The organism is Micromonospora sp. DT229 (assembly GCF_049844505.1).
Taxonomy (GTDB): domain Bacteria; phylum Actinomycetota; class Actinomycetes; order Mycobacteriales; family Micromonosporaceae; genus Micromonospora.
This window is the reverse complement of record NZ_JBNCLD010000001.1, coordinates 492,345-507,851: the sequence shown is the minus strand read 5'-3', so window position 1 is coordinate 507,851 and position 15,507 is coordinate 492,345. Positions and strand designations below refer to the sequence as shown.

The following is a 15,507-nucleotide window of genomic DNA, read 5'->3' as shown; positions in this document are numbered from 1 at the left end:
AGCGCACATGCACCCCGCAACGCACCCCACCAGCGCGCCCGACGGGCGCACTTACCGTACCTCCCTGCTGCGCCGCCGGTTGCTGCGCGGCCTGCTCGCCGCGGTCGTGGCCCTGCCCCTGGTCGGGGCTGCCGCGGCCTGTGGCGGCGACGACGCCTCCGACGGCAAGACCAAGGTCTCCATCTTCTGGTGGGGCGGTGACGCCCGCAACGAGCTGACCGTGCAGGCGCTGGACCTCTACACCAAGAAGAACCCCGACGTGGTCTTCGAGACCACCTGGCAGGCCAACCAGGGCTACTTCGACAAGCTGGCCACCCTCACCGCCGGCGGCAACCCGCCGGACATCTTCCAGATCGACGACAACTACCTGACCGAGTACGCGGCCCGCAACGCCACCCTGGACCTGAAGAAGTACCAGGACTCCGGTGACCTGGACACCACCAAGTTCCCGCCCAGCCTGCTCCAGTACGGCGAGGTCGACGGCAAGCTCGCCGGTCTGGCCGCCGGGGAGAACACCCAGGGCCTGGTCTACAACAAGACGCTGCTGACCAAGAACGGGCTGCCCGAGCCGACCACCGGGATGAGCTGGGAGGAGCACATCGCCTGGGCCGAGCAGGTCAGCAAGAAGACCGGCACCCCCGGCACCCAGGACCCCAGCGCCGACTACAAGGCCTTCTGGGTGTGGCTGCGCCAGCAGGGCAAGGACCTGTACTCCGGCAGCGACCTGGGCTTCACCGTCGAGGACGTGACCAAATGGTTCGAGCTGTGGAAGGGGGCCCGGGACTCCGGCGCCACCCCGACCCCGGACGTCATCCACGAGGGCAACGCCACCGACATCACCAAGCAGCTCGTGGTCACCGGCAAGTCGGCCACCTCCTGGGTCTGGGTCAACCAGATGCCGGAGCTGAAGAAGAACACCGCCGACGAGCTGGGGGTCATCGCCTACCCCGGTGACCCGAGTGCCCAGTGGGCCCGCGCCTCGATGTACTGGTCGGTCTTCCGGGGCAGTAAGAACGCCGACATCGCGGTCGACGTGATCAACTTCCTGGTCAACGACCCGGAGGCGGTCAAGTTGCTCGGCACGGACCGGGGCCTGCCGTCCAACCTGGACCTGCGTCGGGTGGTCAGCGACGACACCACCGACGCGGCGATGAAGCAGTCCATCGCCGTGGAGACCGAACTGGCCGAGACCTTCGGCGCGGCTCCGCAGGTGCCGATCAAGGGCCACAGCAAGGTACGCGCCGAGCTGACCAAGGCCGCCGAGAACGCGCAGTACGGCCGGGCCACCCCCGCCGAGGCCGCCGCCCAGTTCATCGCGGCCTGCAAGGCAGCGATCGCCTCCTGACCGCACCGCGTCACCCGGAGAGGAGCAGTTCGTGGCCCTGACCACGGCGCCCGACCCGACTCGCCGCGGCACCGGATCCGTCCGACCCCCCGCCACCCGGCGCGGGACCGGACGGATCCGGCACGGGGAAGGTCTGGCCGGCTACGTCTTCCTGTCGCCCTGGCTCATCGGTCTGATGGGCATCACGGCGCTACCCATGCTGTTGTCGCTGTACCTCAGCTTCACCAACTACGACATCCTCACCCCGTGGTCGGAGGTGGAATGGGTCGGGCTGGCCAACTACGAACGGATGTTCACCGCCGACCCCTCGTGGTGGCACTCCGTCCGGGTCACCCTGCGCTTCGCGCTGATCGCCGTACCGCTGAAACTCGCCGCGGCGCTCGGGGTGGCCCTGCTGCTCAACCGGGCCTGGCGCGGGGTCGGGTTGTTCCGTGGTCTGTTCTACCTGCCCTCGCTGCTCGGCGGCAGCGTGGCGCTGGCCATCGTCTGGGTGAACATGTTCAACCGCGATGGCGCGTTCAACTCCTTCCTCGCCCTGTTCGGCATCGAGGGCAAGCCCTGGGTCAACGACCCGGACTGGGCCCTGGAAACCCTGATGGTGCTGGCCATCTGGCAGTTCGGCGCTCCGATGGTGATCTTCCTGGCCGGGCTCAAGCAGGTGCCGACCGAGCTGTACGAGGCCGCCGCGGTGGACGGGGCCGGCAAGTTCCGGCAGTTCGTCAGCGTCACCCTGCCGATGCTCTCCCCGGTGATCTTCTTCAACCTGGTGCTGGAGACCATCAACGGCTTCCAGGGCTTCACCGCCGCCTTCGTGCTCAGCAACGGCACCGGCGGGCCGATCGACTCGACCCTGATGTACACGCTGAACCTGTACATCGCCGGGTTCACCGATCTGGAGATGGGCTACGCCTCCGCGATGGCCTGGGTCTTCCTGATCGCCATCGCGCTCATCACGGCCGTCCTCTTCAGCACCGGCCGGTTCTGGGTGCACTACTCCGACGGGGAGGACCGCTGATGGTGGCGAACACCGTGGCCCCGCCCGTGGCGGCCCGCCCGCAGCGCTCGCGCAGCCGATCCTGGCTGCGGCTGATCATCCTGCTGGCCATCGTGGCGGTCGTGCTGTACCCGCTGATCTGGATGATCGGCACCTCGGTCAAGTCGCAGCAGGAGATCGTCAGCAACATCGGTCTGCTGCCCGAGCGCTTCACCCCGGGCAACTACACCGACGGGTGGGGCAACTTCGACGTCAGCTTCGGCCGGTTCTTCCTCAACAGCGCGATGGTCAGCCTGCTGACCGTCGTCGGCAACGCGGTGAGCTGCCTGCTGGCCGCGTACGCCTTCGCCCGGTTGAAGTTCCGGCTGCGGCGGCTGTGGTTCGCCATCATGATCGGCACCCTGCTGCTGCCGGCGCACGTGCTGATCGTGCCGCAGTACATCCTGTTCCGCACCCTCGGCCTGGTCGGCGGGGACTGGCCCTACCTTCCGCTGCTGATCCCGCAGTTCCTCGCCACGGAGGCCTTCTTCGTCTTCCTGATGGTGCAGTTCATGCGGGGCATCCCGCGCGAGTTGGACGAGGCCGCCCGGATCGACGGTGCCGGGGCCTTCGGCATCTTCCGGCACGTCATCCTGCCGCTGAGCCGACCCGCCCTGGTCACCACGGCGATCTTCTCGTTCATCTGGACCTGGAACGAGTTCTTCCGGCAACTGGTCTTCCTGTCCGAGTTGAGCGACTACACCGTGCCGGTGGCGTTGACCCTGTTCATCGACTCGACCAGCCAGAGCGCGATCGGCCCGATGTTCGCCATGGCGGTGCTGTCCCTGCTGCCGGTCTTCGTGTTCTTCGTAGCCTTCCAACGGATGCTCGTCGAGGGGATCAACACCAGTGGAATCAAGGGTTGACCAGCCGCCCGGCCGCGACTGGCGGGACACCGTACGCGACGGGGCCGATCTGGCCCTGGTGGGCATCCTGACCGTGCTCGCCTCGGCCCCGGTGCTGACCGCCGGTGCCGCGGTCGGCACGGCCAGCGCGGCCGTGCACGACTGGCTGGCCACCGGCAGTTGGCCCACCGCCCGGCGGACCCTGTCCCGGTTCGGTCGGGGACTGCTGCCCGGTCTGCCGGCCACCCTGCTCGGGCTCGGCGGTCTGGGGCTGCTCGCCACCAACCTGGTGGTACTGGCCACCGGCCGGGTGCCGGGCGGACCGGTGGGGATGGCCCTCACCACTCTGGTGGCGGCGGTCCTGCTCGGGTATCTCGCCGCGATCGTGGTCGAGGTGGGCCGTACCGGGGGCACCGGGTGGACCTCGGCGGCCTCCCGGGCCGCCCGGGTCTGCCTGGACCACCCGGCCACCTGCGCCGGGTTGGCCGGCACCAGCCTGGTCGCCGTGCTGCTAGGGGTGTTGGTCACCCCGGTGGCGGTGCCGATCCTCGCCGGGTACGCACTGGCCGCCGTGCACGCGGTGGCCCGCCGTCGGCCGGTCACCCGCCCGGAGCTGTCGTGAGCGCCGAGGTCGCCGATCAGGAGCTGCTGGTCGAGGGGGTCCCGGTGGCCCGGTACGTGCCGGCCCCCGACCTGGCGGCCAAGCACGGCCCCCGGCCCTACCTGCATCCGGTGCGGACCCTGGCCGGCACCCCGGTCACGGACGCCCTGCCCGCCGACCATGTCTGGCACCTCGGGGCCTCCCTGGCCGTGCAGGACGTCAACGGCACCAACCTGTGGGGCGGGCGCACCTATGTCCGAGACCAGGGCTACACCTGGCGTGCCGACCACGGCCGGATCGTGCACACCGGTTGGCAACACCGCTCGGCCGACCGGCTGGACCACCGGCTGCACTGGTGCGATCCGGCCGGCGAGGTCCTGCTGACCGAGCGGCGTACCCTCACCGCCGCAGCCGACGGGGCAGGCCGGTGGCGGCTGGAGATCGACAGCACCCTCACCGCCCCCGCCGACCGGGAGGTCGTGCTGGGCAGCCCGGCCACCAACGGTCGCCCCGGTGGCGCCGGCTACGGCGGGTTCTTCTGGCGGGGGGTGGCCGCCGAGACACCCCGGGTGTTCACCGCCTCGCGTACCGGCGAGGAGGCCGTCAACGGGTGTGCCGAGCCCTGGGTGGCGATGACCGGCCGGGCGCCGCAGGGCGGGGCGTACACCCTGGTCTTCAGTGGTCTGGCTGCGGGGGACCGGTGGTTCGTCCGTGCGGGCATGTATCCCGGGGTCTGTGTGGCCTTCGCCTTCGCGCAGACCGCCACCATCCCGGCCGGCCAGGCCCGCCGCAACCACTACCAGGTCGTCATCGCCGACGGCACCCACACTGCCTCGGAGATCCAGCGGTGGCAGGCTGACCGGTCGACCCGGGGTGCAGGCGGCAGCTGAGCTGCGCCACTCGATGAGGTCAGCCGGCGCCCAGGCAGACGAAGGCGGCGGCGGTGGCCGGGGCGGTGGAGTCGCCACCGGCGACGAAGGCCCGCTGGGCGTCGGCGAGGGCCTGCGCCGGGCCGACCCCGGCGTGCATCCGACGGTGCAGATCCAGCATGAGTGCGGTGGTGGGTGCCGCCGGCACCGGCAGCACGGTGGCGATCAGGCACCGGGTGCCCAAGGCCAGCAGCACGGCCGCGAAACCCATGATCTCGTCGCCGGGGCGTACCCCGGTCAGCCCTGATTCGCAGGCGGAGAGCACCACACAGCCGGGCGGTCGGGCGACGCCTTCCCACTCGTAGGCGAACAGCGGCCCGTCGGCCAACTCCAGGGTGGAGAACTGGGGGTTGTCCGCGCGGAAGGCGCCGTGCGCGGCGATGTGCACCATCGCGGCCCCGTCCAGGGCGGCGGTCAGGGCGGCGGCGGTGGCCTGCCCACCGGTGAGCAGCCGGGCGGCCGGCAGCACCTGGGCCAGCCGGTGGACCTCCACCGCACCGGCGGGCAGCCGGGGACCGGCGGCCAGCACCGGGCTGCCCCGGGGCGCGCCCTGCTGTTCGGCGGCCAGCCAGGCGGCGGCCGAGGGGGCCACCGTGACCGCCCGCCCGGTGCCGGTGGGCAGTCCGGCCCAACCGACCGAGTGCAGGGCCCCGACCGGCACGATCACCAGCGGCCGGTCGGCCAGGCGTCGGCGCAGCGGGTCGAACAGTTGGCGGTCCAGGGCCGCCGCGGCGTGCTCGACGGCGGCCCGGGCGGCGGCGGAGTCCCCGGTGACGATCAGCCGGCGCAGCCCGAACCGGTGCCATCGGGTCAACCGGGTCGCCTCGGCCAGACAGCCGAGGTCGTGCAGGCTGGCCCGACCGTCGCGGACCAGCACCGCCCCCAGCCGGTCCCCGTGCGCGAACAGTTCGACGAGCACCCGGGAACCGAGCCGGGCGGCCAGGCTGTTCACCCGGGGCGGGGTCAGGGTGTCCGGGCCGCCGGTCGCGTGCCGGGACAGGTCGCGGATGCGCTGCTCCAACCGGGCCTGCCTGCCCCGCAGGGCGCGTACCGGCCGACCGGTCAGGACCGCGTCCTCCAGCAGGCCGCTGACCAGCCGGAGTTCGGCCAGGGCCGCGACCAGGTCGGCGTCCTCCGGTGGCAGGGCCGGTCGGGTCCGTACCGCGTGGGCGCGCCACCGTTCCGCCCAGGCCAACACCCGCGTCGGTGCCCCGGCCCGGACGGCGATGTCCAGCCCCTCGGCCGCCAGTTCCTGACCGTACGCCCCGCTGTTGGCCCGCAGTTCGGTGGCGCCGAGGGAGGTGCGGTGCCGGTCGAGGACGGCCAGTCCCCGGCGCAGGGCCCGGGCGGCGGCAGGTTCCTCGCCGCGCAGCCGATGCCACAGGGCCTGGGCGTACCAACCCTGGGCCCGTCGTGGGGCGGTGCCCCGGCCCCGGGTACCCGCGGCGACGGCGAACAGCTGCGCGGCCCGGTCGGTGCGGCCCAGCGCCGCCGCCAGTTGGCCGGCGTCGATGCGGGTGAGCAGCGCGGGATCCGCCCAACCGGTGGCCTCCAGCCGGTCGGCGGTGCGCACCATCGCGGTGAACAAGGAGGCCGTACGGGTCCCCCGGCGGAACTCGGCCCGCAACTCGACATGCCGGGCGAAGGCGGCCCAGGTGCGGCGGCCCTGCCGCCGGAACCGGCTCCCGGCCGCGGCGGCGGCCTCGGTGGCGGTGTCCAGGTCACCGGCGAGCAGGGCGGCCCGAGCCTGGGCCAGCAGGGCCTCGGCCAGGTCGGAGGCCATGCCACGGCGGCGCAGTTCCCGGATGGCCGCCGCGGCCACCTCGGTGGCCTCCTCCACCAGGGGCACCGAGAGCAGCAACTCGAAGCGGTCCAGTAACAACGCCGGTCGAGGTACGGCCAGCCGCTGGTACTCCTGCCCGACGGCGGCGAACCGGCGCAGCGCCCCGGCGATGTCCCCGCGTCGACCGGCCGCGATTCCGCTGTTCCAACTGGCGTCGGCGGCGGCCAGGTCCAGCCCGAGATCGCGGAAGACCGCTGCCGCCCGGGCCAGGTCGTCGACATCGCCCGGGGCGCCCCGGTGGGCGTTGAGCAGCCCTCGGTTGTTGCGGGCGCGGGCCTCCAGCAGCAGGTCACCCTCGCGTTGGGCGATGTCGATGGCGAGGGTGTAGTCCCGGACCGCCTCGTCGTACCGGCCCCGGTAGTGCAGTACCACCCCCCGTTGCATCCGGGCCCGCCCGGCGTCGGCTCCGGTGAGTTCGGGCAGGGCGGCGGTCACCGCCCGCAGGGCCGCCGAGGTGCGGCCGACGTTGGCCAGGACGTACCCCAGACTCATCCGGGCCAGGGCCCGGGTCCGGGCCGTCTCGGCGGTCCGGACCGCCCGACGCAGGTGGCGCAGGGCACCGGGGAGGTCGTTGAGTTCCCGCAGCGCCAGGCCGATGGCGCGCTCCGCCGTGGAGCGTTCGTCGTCGTCGCCGTACCTGGTGGTGAGTACCCGCTGGGCGATCATGATCGCCTCACGGGGACGGCGCTGGACGGTGTCGAGCGCCCTCTGCGCGGTGCCGCCGGCACCGGCAGCGGTGCTGTCGGGCATGGATCAAGCGTTCCCCAACTATCGCGGAGCGTCAATGTCGGCAAATGGCCTGACGGATGGGTTCAGGGTGGGGCCAGCCGGCAAGCCCATTGACATCCGACGATTGATTGGAAGAATCGGTAAGGCCTGCGGAATTCGCCTCGCCGGCCATCCGTGGCCTGCCGATTCCCGGGCCATCTGGGAGGGCCCCGTGCTTCCTGACCACCCCCGACCAGGCGGCCGGTTGTCCCGACGGCGGCTGCTGGTCGCGTCCGTACTGGCTGCGGCGGCCACCCCACTGGGCGCCGGATGGCGTCCGGTCCCGGCCCTGGCCGACCAGGACGCCGACGACGCGGCCTATCAACAGGCCTTCGACCGGGTGGTGAATGCCGATCGCAATGTGCGCCGGCACACAGTCGCGGGTAGGGAAATTCTCTACCGCCCCCGGCAACTGCTCACCGCCGCCGACGACACCGGGCGAGTAGCCGCCTGGTTGCGAAAAAACGGACACCAGGTGCTCGTCGGCGACGGTTTCGCCGGGGTCACCCGGCTGCTGTTCTCCGCCGAGACCGACATCCCCGCGATCGTGACGCTGCTGCGCGACCCCCGGCAGTGGCCCGGTCAGCGGATTCCGCTGGTCCAACCGCACCATGTGCTGCTCGGCCTGGGCAACATCATGGGCAACCCGGGCGGACCACCCCGGGCGATCACCGCGCTGGCGCCACCGGATCCGGCCCGGGCGGCCGAGGGGGCCGGGGTGACCGTGGGGATCTGCGACACCGGCATCTGGCGGTACGCCGGCGGGCAGCACCCGGACTGGCTGGGTGGGGCCTACCTGCCGGAGCCGGACGACGAGGACCCCCTCTACCTGCACACCGACGTGCTCGCCCCGCAGGGCGGTCACGGCACCTTCGTCGCCGGGGTGGTGCGCCAGGCCGCCCCGGGGGTACGTGTCGATCCCGAGACGGCCCTGGAGCCCACCGGCATCGGCGACGAGTCGATGGTGGTGGCCGCCCTGAGCCGACTGGCCCCCCAGGTCAGCGTGGTCAACCTCTCCCTGGGCGGCTTCACCCTGGACGACCAGCCCTCGTTGCCCCTGGCCAACGCCGTGGCGGCGATGCCACCGACGACCGCGGTGGTGGCCGCGGCGGGCAACGCCGGCACCGGCCGACCGTTGTGGCCGGCCGCGCTGGACCGGGTCGTGGCCGTGGCGGCGGTCCGGACGGGTCCGGCCGGCCTGGTGCCGGCCGACTACAGCGGATTCGGGCCCTGGGTGGACGCCTGTGCCCTGGGTCAGCACGACAGCACCTTCGTCCAGGGCATTCTGCCGCTGCCCGGACGACCCAGCCGGGTCTTCCACCGCTACGCCCGCTGGTCCGGTACCTCCTTCGCCACCGCCCATGTCAGCGGTCGGCTGGCCGCCCTGATGACCGCCGGTGGCCTGAGCGCCGACGCCGCCCGGCTGGCCCTGCTGGCCATGCCACGCTGGCACCCCGACTACGGGGTGCTGGTCGGGTGAGCGTCGACGGCGGCGGTGCCGTGGTGGCCGGCCGCAGCACGAGTGATCTGGTAGCCGCCGCGGCCAACGGGGACGAGTCGGGATGGGTGGAACTGGTCCGCCGCTACACCCCGCTGGTGTACTCGGTGATCCGGGCCCACGACCTGACCGCCGCCGACGCCGCCGATGTCAACCAGACCGTGTGGCTGCGTCTGGTGGAGCGCCTGGACCAGGTACGCGAACCGGAGGCGTTGGCGACCTGGCTGGCGGTCACCACCCGACGCGAGTGTTACCGGATCTCGCGTCTGGGCCGGCGTACCCAACCCCTCGATCCCTCCGACGGGGCCCTTCAGGGGTGCCACGGGAGCTGGGCGGAGGCGGCCACCCCGGACGAGGACCTGCTCCGCGCCGAGCGACACCAGGCCCTGCGGGAGGGCTTCGCCGAGCTGCCGCCGCGCTGCCGGGAACTGCTGTCCCTGCTGACCGCCGATCCACCGCTGAGCTACCGGCAGATCGCCGAGCGGATGGGGAGGCCGGTCGGCAGCATCGGCCCCACCCAGGCCCGCTGCCTGCGTCGGCTGCGGGAGTCCGGGGCGCTGGCCGCGTACCTTGGAGGGCACCGATCCGCCGCCTCGACGGGAGGGGAGCGCGATGGAGCCGTGGCCGCCGGCCGATGACGACCGGCTGACCGCCGAGCTGGGTGCGGCGCTGCGAGACACCGGGGGAGTGCCCGAGGAACACCTGGTCGCGGCGCGGGCGGCGTTCGCCTGGCGGACGGTGGACGCCGAACTGACCCTAGCCGAATTGACCTTCGACTCGGCGTGCCAGGCGGAACCCGCGGGACTCACCCGCTCGACCGGTTCCGTGCGGACCCTGTCCTTCCGGGGCGGCCCGGTCCTGCTGGAGATCGAGGTCAGCCCGGCGGGAATCGTCGGGCAGCTCTGCCCCGCCGACGGTGGCCGGATCAGTGCCCGGACCGCCACCGGCACCTACGACGAGACAGCGGTCGACCCCGTGGGACTCTTCTCCCTCGGCGTACCGCCGCCCGGCCCGGTCCGACTGCGGGCCGAGGCCGGCGGGTTCACCGTGATCACCGACTGGGTCTGTCTGCGCTGACGGCACGGGGGCCGCGGGCCGGTCCGGCCCACGACCCCCGCTACACCCCCCGGAGTCAGCGCTTTGCGGCGCTGATCAGGTACTGCACCCCACCCAGGTCGGTCGACTTGGCTCCGCTGGTGTCCGGGCCGAACTGGGTCACGTTGAACGCGATCTCCCGGTCACTGGCCACCTCGGCCGAGAAGAGCAGCGAGAACTGCACCCGCTCACCGGGATTGAGCAGCAGGTTGCCCAGGCTGGCCCGGGTCGGCTCGACGATCTCCACCTGGGTCCGGCCGATCGGTCGTACGCCGTTGCCGACCGCGCCACCGGCGCGCCACCGCTCGAACAGGTCCGGGCCGAGGTCGACGACCACCCGGCCGCCGATGCCCTGCAACGGCTCAGTCGCGTTGAAGACCACCTCGTTGCGCGAGGGCACCCGCAACGAGTTGCCGATGGCGAAGGGCCGCACGGCCGGAGTCGTCTGACCCGCGCCGAGCTGCACCGAGTCGACATTGCGCCACGCGACGTTGTTGTTGTACCGGGTGTTGAGGCTGATGTCCGGACCATCGATGGTCATCGGGTCGGTGGCGGACACCCAGCGGGCCAGCAGGCAGAAGTGGCCCGGCCCGGGTACCCCGGTCCACGGGATGATGACCGTGGTGACACCCGGGTTCACGGTCACGTAGGCCGCCCCGATCTGGGTCCAGTGGGTCGGCCAGACCGCACCACCACCGGGGGTCGTCCGGTAGACCTGAAGCGTCCCGGTGCCCACCCCGGAGCCGTACGGCCCGGGGTTACGCAGCTTGACGAAGATGTAGTTGGTCACCCCGACGACGGGGTTCTGACTGACGGCACACTCGGTGGGGTTCGGGCAGACCTTGATGTCAGGGCTGGCCCACAACGGATTGAGGTTGTGCGGCTGGACCCCGACATCGGCGGCGACGTCCTTGATGTAGATGTCGGTGGTGCTGGTCAGCGCGGCGGGCGCGGTCGCCTCGACCGGCGCGGCGACCGCGCTGGCACCCAGCAGGCCGGTCAACGCCGCAGCGGTCAGCCCGACCATCGCGGCCCGGCGGACCCGTCTTCCTAGACTGCTCATGACAGGGTTTCTCCCATCGTCGGAGCGTGCGTCGACAAGCGCGTTGCGGCGTTGTGTCGGCGCCATGACGTCCTTCAAGAGCCGGTTACCGACCCGGAAATACGTCCCGTCAGATGGTGCGAGAATCGGCGAATCGCCCCCGTGCTCAGTCCGGCAGCGGTCGGCAGGAGGCGCGGACGACGAGCTCGGTGGGCAGCCGGATGTGGATGTCGCGCTCGACACCGGCGATCAGATCGACCAGCAGGCGCAGCGCCTCGGCGCCCATCCGTTGTATCGGCTGCATGATCGTGGTCAGCGGGGGGTTGACCAGGGCCGACTCCGGAACGTTGTCGAAGCCGATCACGGACAGGTCGTCGGGGACCGACAGGCCCATGCTGCGGGCGACGTCGATCGTGGAGATCGCGGACAGGTCGTTACCGGCGAAGACCGCGGTCGGCCGGTCCGGCAGGGCGAGCAGTTCGGCGGCCGTCCCGGCGGCGCTCTCGATGCGGAAGCCACCGACCCGCACCAGCCGCTCGTCCACAGTCACGCCCGCGTCGGCCATGGCCTGCCGGAAGCCCGCCTCACGCAGCCGGGACGACTCCAGATCGGCCCGTCCACTGATGTGCCCGATCCGGCGGTGACCGAGGGAGAGCAGGTAGTTGGTCGCCAGTACGGCCCCGGCGAAGTTGTCGGAGTCGACAGTGGGCAGACCCGAGGGGCCGGTGTGCGGGTCGACGGCCACGACATGGAAGCCCTGTTTGGTCTCCACCACCGTCGGGGTGACGATCACGGCCCCGTCGATCAGGGTTCCGGACAGCCGCGCCAGCGATCGCCGCTCCCAGCCGACGGCCGTGCCGGCGACATCGCCGCTGGAGTAGGCGAGCAACTGGTAGCCGGTGCCGGTCACCCCCGCCGAGGCACCCTTGAGCAGTTCGGTGGAGAAGGGTTCGAACTCCGCGACCAGGATGCCCAGGACGTTCGTCCGGTGGCTGCGCAGGCTCTGCGCGCCGAGGCTGGCCTCGTACCCGAGTTGGTGGATGACCTGCTGAACCCGCTCGACGGTAGCCCGCGCCACGCCGTACCTACCATTCACCACCTTGGATACGGTTGCCACGGAGACGCCGGCCGCGCGGGCCACGTCCGACATGTTGACACGCTGCGGGAACGCCACGCCGACGATGATAGAGGGCAGACGGGGTTCGATGAGTGGCGTATCGAAAACGTTATCGACACCGATTGACACTCGGTTACACGGCTGTAAAACTCCCCCGCAGGCCGAGCACCGCGACTGACTAGTCGAGGAGATACCGATGGCTATAAAGCGCCGCGTACGTACCGCCCTAGCGCTGTCCATCACCACCGCACTACTCGCCACCGGATGCAGCGGAGGCGAGTCCGACGAGCCCGCCGAGAGCGAGCTGTTCAAGAACCCGGTAACCCTGACCTGGTGGCACAACGCCAGCGAGGACGGGGTCGGAAAGGAGTACTGGCAGAAGGTTGCCAAGGACTTCAACGCCCTGCACCCCACGGTGACGATCGAGATCGAGGCGATCGAGACCAACCAACTCCAGCGCACCCGGCTGCCCGCCGCGCTGCTGAGCAACGACCCGCCGGACATCTTCCAGGCCTGGGGTGGCGGTGAGATGCGCGAGCAGGTCGAGGCCGACTACCTCAAGGACATCACCGACCAGGTCAAGGACGAGGTCGCCAACATCGGCAGCTCCGCCGAGATCTGGGCGGTGAACGGCAAGCAGTACGGGCTGCCGTACCGGATGGGTATCGAGGGCATCTGGTACAACAAGGACATGTTCGAGCGGGCTGGCATCGCGGCCCCGCCGACCACGTTCGAGGAGCTCAACGAGGCCGTCACCAAGCTCAAGGCGATCAACGTCGTACCGATCGCGGTCGGCGCCGGTGACAAGTGGCCGGCCGCCCACTGGTGGTACAACTTCGCGCTGCGGGCCTGCTCCGTCGACACGCTGAAGAAGGCCGCGAAGGACCTGGACTTCGAGGACCCCTGCTTCGTCAAGGCCGGCGAGGACCTGAAGTCCTTCATCGACACCAAGCCCTTCCAGAACAACTTCATCGCCACCCCGGGGCAGAACGACCCGACCAGCGCCAACGGCATGCTCGCCAACGGCAAGGCCGCGATGGAGCTGATGGGCGACTGGAACAAGGGCACCCTGGACAACGTCGCCGAGGACAAGGAGGCGTTGAACAAGTTCATCGGCTGGTTCCCGGTTCCGGCGATCAGTGGTTCGCCCGGTGACCCGAAGGCCGCCCTCGGTGGCGGTGACGGGTTCGCCTGCGCCAAGAACGCCCCGGCGGAGTGTGTCGAGTTCCTGAAGTACATCGTCAGCCCCGAGGTCCAGAAGGGCTACGCGGAGACCGGTACCGGTCTGCCCGTGGCCAAGGGCTCCGAGGCCGGCGTGACCGACCCGGCGCTGCGCTCCATCCTGGAGGCCACCACCAGCGCGACCTTCGTTCAGCTCTGGCTGGACACCGCCTTCGGTAGCACCGTCGGCAACGCGATGAACGACGGGATCGTCGCCATCTTCGCGGGCAGCGGGACGCCGCAGCAGGTCGTCGACGCGATGAAGTCGGCCGCTCGCAAGTGACGTCCACGAACCAGACCCTGAACCCCGCCGGTGGCGTGTCCGCGCCGCCGGCGGGGCTCCGGCCCGCCGGACGCAAGTCCAGCCGGGCCGCCGAGACGCGACGCAAGTGGTACGAGATCATTGGTCTCACCACCCCGGCGATCATCGTGTACGTGATGTTCGTCCTGGTGCCGATGGGCTTCGCCTTCTACTACAGCCTGTTCCGCTGGCGTGGAGTAGGTCCGCCCACGGAGTACATCGGCTTCGACAACTACGTCATGGCCTTCCAGGACCCGATCTTCCTCGACGCGCTGCGCAACAACGCGCTCATCGTGTTCGGTTCCCTGGTCATCCAGGGTCCCATCGCGTTGGGCGTGGCCCTGCTGCTCAACCGCACCTTCCGGGGCCGTACGGTGTTCCGCCTGCTGGCCTTCGTGCCGTACGTGCTGGCCGAGGTCACCGTCGGCATCATGTGGAAGCTGATCCTGACGGAGAACGGCACCTTCGACGCGCTGCTGCGCTCGCTCGGGTTGGGCGGTCTGGTCCAGGCCTGGCTTGCCGATCTCGATATCGTTATCTGGACCCTGCTGTTCGTCCTGACCTGGAAGTACGTCGGCTTCGCCATCATCCTGCTGTTGGCCGGTCTGTCCAATGTGCCGCAGGAGTTGAACGAGGCCGCCGAGATCGACGGCGCCAGCTGGTGGCAGATTCAGCGCCATGTCACCCTGCCGCTGCTGGGCCCGACCATCCGGATCTGGATGTTCCTGTCCATGATCGGCTCATTGCAGGTCTTCGACGTGATCTGGGTGACCTCGGTGCCGGCGGTACGCTCGCTCGGTGCATCGGCAACCATGGCCACCTACATGGTGGACAACGGCTTCTTCGCCCGACTCTGGGGCTACGGCAACGCGATCGCGGTGATCCTGTTCGTCATCTCGTTCGTGGCGGCGGTCGTGTTCCAGCGCTTCCTGCTCCGGCGAGACATCGAGGGCGCCATCACCACGAGAAGGGCAAAGTGACGTGACGACCGCGAACACCGCTCTGACGCCCGCCAAGCGCCGGCCGGTGTCCTGGGGTAACCCCCTGACCTACGCCTTGGCGCTGGCGGTCGCGGCTGTGTCGATCACGCCGGTGATCTACGTGGTGATCGGTGGTTTCCGGACCACCCCGCAGATCGTCGCGAACCCGGCCGGCATGCCCGACCCCTGGGTCATCGACAACTACGTGCGGGTGCTGACCCAGAGCAACTTCTGGCGTCAGGCCTTCAACAGCGCCGTGGTGTCCCTGGGCACCACCCTCGGGGTGGTGGCCCTGGGGGTCTCCGCCGCGTTCGTGCTGGCCAGGTACACCTTCCGGGGGCGTGAGGTGCTCTACACCTTCTTCACCCTGGGCCTGCTGTTCCCGGCCGGGGCGGCGATCCTGCCGCTGTACCTGATGCTGCGTGACCTCAACCTGATCAACTCGTACTACGCGGTGATCCTTCCGCAGGTCGCCTTCTCGCTGCCGTTGACGATCGTCATCCTGCGGCCCTTCCTTACGGCCATCCCGCGTGAGTTGGAGGACGCGGCGGCCATCGACGGCACCGGGCGGCTCGGTTTCCTCTGGCGCATCATGCTGCCGCTGTCGCGGCCGGCACTGGTCACCGTCGGGATTCTGGCGTTCGTCACCAGTTGGAACGCCTTCCTCCTGCCGCTGCTCGTCCTCGGTGACGCCAGCTTGCACACCCTGCCGCTTGGCGTGCAGCAGTTCTCCAGTCAGTACAGCTCCGACACGGCAGGCATCCTCGCCTTCACCTCGTTGGCGATGCTGCCCGCCCTCCTGTTCTTCACCTTCGCCGAAAAGCAGATCGTCGGAGGCCTGCAAGGTGCGGTCAAGGGCTGAGCGGCAGCCGCACGAGCACCAGAAACG

Annotated in this window: 14 protein-coding genes; 11 read left to right on the top strand and 3 right to left on the bottom strand. The window is 70.5% G+C overall.

Features of this window, described 5'->3' with window-relative positions; all coding sequences use genetic code 11:
* Positions 1–7: 7 nt before the first annotated feature.
* From ACLQ2T_RS02430 to ACLQ2T_RS02410, 5 genes are read left to right on the top strand one after another with little or no spacing between them, the layout of a single operon-like run.
* On the top strand, positions 8–1,345 hold the full coding sequence (locus tag ACLQ2T_RS02430) for an ABC transporter substrate-binding protein (RefSeq protein WP_425764337.1): 1,338 nt from the start codon (positions 8–10) through the stop codon (positions 1,343–1,345).
* Between the two features lie 31 nt (positions 1,346–1,376).
* Positions 1,377–2,360 carry a carbohydrate ABC transporter permease gene (locus ACLQ2T_RS02425; RefSeq protein WP_425764336.1) on the top strand — a complete coding sequence of 328 codons (984 nt, stop codon included), beginning with the start codon at positions 1,377–1,379 and terminating at the stop codon, positions 2,358–2,360.
* Complete coding sequence (locus tag ACLQ2T_RS02420) at positions 2,360–3,244, top strand: carbohydrate ABC transporter permease (protein ID WP_425764335.1); 885 nt, start codon at positions 2,360–2,362, stop codon at positions 3,242–3,244. The genes ACLQ2T_RS02425 and ACLQ2T_RS02420 overlap by 1 nt, the downstream gene beginning before the upstream one ends.
* Positions 3,228–3,845, top strand: coding sequence for a hypothetical protein (locus ACLQ2T_RS02415; RefSeq protein ID WP_425764334.1), 618 nt, complete (start codon positions 3,228–3,230; stop codon positions 3,843–3,845). Before ACLQ2T_RS02420 ends, ACLQ2T_RS02415 begins: the two co-directional genes overlap by 17 nt.
* Entirely contained in the window at positions 3,842–4,714 is an 873-nt protein-coding gene (locus ACLQ2T_RS02410; RefSeq protein ID WP_425764333.1) for a PmoA family protein, read from the top strand. The genes ACLQ2T_RS02415 and ACLQ2T_RS02410 overlap by 4 nt, the downstream gene beginning before the upstream one ends.
* A 19-nt stretch (positions 4,715–4,733) precedes the next feature.
* Here the strand turns inward: ACLQ2T_RS02410 and ACLQ2T_RS02405 are convergent, their stop codons facing one another.
* Positions 4,734–7,346, bottom strand: coding sequence for a CHAT domain-containing protein (locus ACLQ2T_RS02405; RefSeq protein WP_425764332.1), 2,613 nt, complete (start codon positions 7,344–7,346; stop codon positions 4,734–4,736).
* 190 nt (positions 7,347–7,536) lie between these two features.
* On the opposite strand from ACLQ2T_RS02405, the gene ACLQ2T_RS02400 reads away from it, so the two are divergent.
* The 3 genes from ACLQ2T_RS02400 to ACLQ2T_RS02390 are packed head-to-tail and all read left to right on the top strand — an operon-like array spanning position 7,537 to position 9,939.
* Positions 7,537–8,844: a S8/S53 family peptidase gene (locus ACLQ2T_RS02400; RefSeq protein ID WP_425764331.1), complete on the top strand. Its 1,308-nt coding sequence runs from the start codon at positions 7,537–7,539 to the stop codon at positions 8,842–8,844.
* A complete protein-coding gene (locus tag ACLQ2T_RS02395; protein WP_425764330.1) occupies positions 8,841–9,500 on the top strand; it encodes an RNA polymerase sigma factor in 660 nt (219 codons plus the stop codon). The genes ACLQ2T_RS02400 and ACLQ2T_RS02395 overlap by 4 nt, the downstream gene beginning before the upstream one ends.
* Positions 9,475–9,939 (top strand): hypothetical protein, encoded by a 465-nt coding sequence (locus ACLQ2T_RS02390; RefSeq protein ID WP_425764329.1) that lies wholly within the window; start codon positions 9,475–9,477, stop codon positions 9,937–9,939. Before ACLQ2T_RS02395 ends, ACLQ2T_RS02390 begins: the two co-directional genes overlap by 26 nt.
* Positions 9,940–9,994: 55 nt before the next feature.
* On the opposite strand, the gene ACLQ2T_RS02385 is transcribed toward ACLQ2T_RS02390, so the two are convergent.
* Positions 9,995–11,020, bottom strand: a complete 1,026-nt coding sequence (locus ACLQ2T_RS02385) for a hypothetical protein (protein ID WP_425764328.1) — start codon at positions 11,018–11,020, stop codon at positions 9,995–9,997.
* A 145-nt stretch (positions 11,021–11,165) separates the two neighbouring features.
* Positions 11,166–12,173: a LacI family DNA-binding transcriptional regulator gene (locus ACLQ2T_RS02380; RefSeq protein WP_425764327.1), complete on the bottom strand. Its 1,008-nt coding sequence runs from the start codon at positions 12,171–12,173 to the stop codon at positions 11,166–11,168.
* A 139-nt stretch (positions 12,174–12,312) separates the two neighbouring features.
* On the opposite strand from ACLQ2T_RS02380, the gene ACLQ2T_RS02375 reads away from it, so the two are divergent.
* The 3 genes from ACLQ2T_RS02375 to ACLQ2T_RS02365 are packed head-to-tail and all read left to right on the top strand — an operon-like array spanning position 12,313 to position 15,480.
* Complete coding sequence (locus tag ACLQ2T_RS02375) at positions 12,313–13,620, top strand: ABC transporter substrate-binding protein (protein ID WP_425764326.1); 1,308 nt, start codon at positions 12,313–12,315, stop codon at positions 13,618–13,620.
* Complete coding sequence (locus ACLQ2T_RS02370) at positions 13,617–14,618, top strand: carbohydrate ABC transporter permease (protein WP_425764325.1); 1,002 nt, start codon at positions 13,617–13,619, stop codon at positions 14,616–14,618. Before ACLQ2T_RS02375 ends, ACLQ2T_RS02370 begins: the two co-directional genes overlap by 4 nt.
* A 1-nt stretch (position 14,619) precedes the next feature.
* Positions 14,620–15,480 (top strand): carbohydrate ABC transporter permease, encoded by an 861-nt coding sequence (locus ACLQ2T_RS02365; protein ID WP_425764324.1) that lies wholly within the window; start codon positions 14,620–14,622, stop codon positions 15,478–15,480.
* Positions 15,481–15,507: the final 27 nt, after the last annotated feature.